At 46.4% G+C, this 1,968-nt stretch carries 3 protein-coding genes; all 3 read right to left on the bottom strand.

From position 1 onward, the window contains the following. A partial coding sequence (locus J5224_RS25895) for a transketolase (protein WP_264628062.1) occupies positions 1-776 on the bottom strand: 776 nt, incomplete at its 3' end. Continuing rightward, a complete protein-coding gene (locus J5224_RS25890) occupies positions 773-1,516 on the bottom strand; it encodes an SDR family NAD(P)-dependent oxidoreductase (protein ID WP_264628061.1) in 744 nt (247 codons plus the stop codon). The genes J5224_RS25895 and J5224_RS25890, both read right to left, overlap by 4 nt. Before the next feature lie 15 nt (positions 1,517-1,531). Beyond that, positions 1,532-1,968 (bottom strand): SDR family NAD(P)-dependent oxidoreductase (locus tag J5224_RS25885; RefSeq protein ID WP_264628060.1); only part of this gene is annotated, 437 nt, incomplete at its 5' end.

Here is a 1,968-nt window from a genome sequence, read left to right as displayed (position 1 = left end):
TCTGAAAGTCTATTCCGGTGATATTCTTTATTGTTTTCCATAAAGGAAACGCCTTTTCCTTTAACTGTGTGTGCCACAATCGCTTTCGGTTTTCCATTATGGGGGGCATCTAAAGCACCGAGCAGTGCATTCAGATCGTTGCCATCACATTCAACCACTTCCCAGCCGCACGCCGCCCACAGAGCGGGAAGATTCAGATTTATAATGTCCTGAGTAAAGCCATCCGATTGCAGCCCATTGCAGTCGACAATCACGGTCAAAGAATCCAGTCGCTGATGGGCTGCGAAGAAAGCACCTTCCCAAATAGCACCTTCGTTACATTCACCATCACCAACCAGAATATAAGTCTGCCAGGGCTGTTTTTTCAAACGACGACTGAGCGTGAGGCCGATACCAAAAGATAATCCCTGGGCCAGGCTGCCACTGGAAAAATCAATACCTAATTCCGGATATCGTGTCGGATGAACTTGCAGAGGAGAGCCGTTGATCTCGAAAGAGTCGAGAGTTTCACGACTAATAATACCAAACTCACACAGTGCGGCGTACAGCCCTAATGCACCATGCCCTTTGCTTAAGATAAACGTATCTCGATTAGCATTGGTAATATCATGCGGCTCATAGCGTAACTTAGCGCCATACAGTGCCGTCAAAATATCAACAAGTGACAATGCTGGTGAAATGTGTACACCATCACTCGGTGCGTGAAATGCCACCCGTAATATATTTTTACGAATATCACGTGCAGCCACGAGCAGTGATTGCATGTTTCTGCTCATTTTAATCCTCCATCAACACGGATAACTTGGCCGGTAATATAACTTGATAACTCTGACGCCAGGAAAACGGCTGTATCAGCAATTTCTGACGGTAATCCAGCCCGGCGTAAATCCACCGTATTCTTAGTTTCCTCCAGAATATGGGCCGGCAAGGTATCCAGCATATCAGTATCAGTAATCCCCGGTGCGATACAGTTAGCTCTGATGCCGATTTCACCCAATTCAGCCGCAATGGATTTCGTCATTGCAATTACTGCGGCCTTGGAAGCGCCATAAGCTGATTTGCCCGGATTGCCATCTTCTCCAGCAGTGGAGGAAATATTAATGATGCTACCGTGCTTCTGACGTGTCATAAATTTGGCAATATATTGCGTAAACAGGAAAACAGAAAAGAAATTGACCTCAAACTGTTTTCTCAACACCTCGTCGCTCGTCATCTGAAACAGTGCATTCACCGTAATGCCTGCATTATTAACAACGGCATCAATAGGGCGTTTATCCGCCATTATACGCTTAATAGCCAGTTTCATGGCTGCGTAATCCGTCATATCAAAACAAAGCGGCCAGATCTCAACCTGATGTTCTTTTGCAACAGCCTGCAACTCGGCCAGCCACGTGGCGTCTTCTTGCCGCGCATGGGCGTAAATGTTTGCCCCGTTGGCAGCAAAAGCAGCAACCATTGAACGCCCCATCCCGCGCCGAGTTCCAGTAATCAGCACATTCTTTCCTTGCAATAACATAGGAGATCCTTATGTTTAACCGATACCGCCGTCAATACGCACCACCTGCCCTGTAATATAGCTGGATGCGTCAGACGCCAAATAAAGAATCGCATTGGCAACCTCTTCGGGTAAACCAAGACGCTTCAACTCGCAACGTGCCATCTGACGACGTAGCACTTCCTGCGGCAAGTTCGCGGTCATTGCAGTTTGTATCACTCCAGGTGCCACTGCATTAACACGAATGCCCTTGGGGGCCAGCTCAGCAGAAAGTGTTTTAGTTGCTGCAATAAGCGCTGCTTTAGACGCCGCATAAGAAAGCTGTCCAGGGTTGCCATCCAAAGCAGAAATACTGGCAACGTTGATGACACTTCCCTTTTTCTGTCGCAACATCATTTTTGTAATGTATTGGGTAAAAAACATTTGCGAAAAAAAATTAATTGAAAATGTTTTTTTCATTTGTTCCATCGTGA

The sequence above is a fragment of the Candidatus Symbiopectobacterium sp. NZEC135 genome, from assembly GCF_025962695.1.
This window is presented reverse-complemented; position numbering and strand designations above follow the sequence as displayed.

Excerpts from the sequence above, each read along its gene's own strand:
- J5224_RS25890 (WP_264628061.1), bottom strand. The coding sequence starts at position 1,516 with ATGTTATTGCAAGGAAAGAATGTGCTGATTACTGGAACTCGGCGCGGG.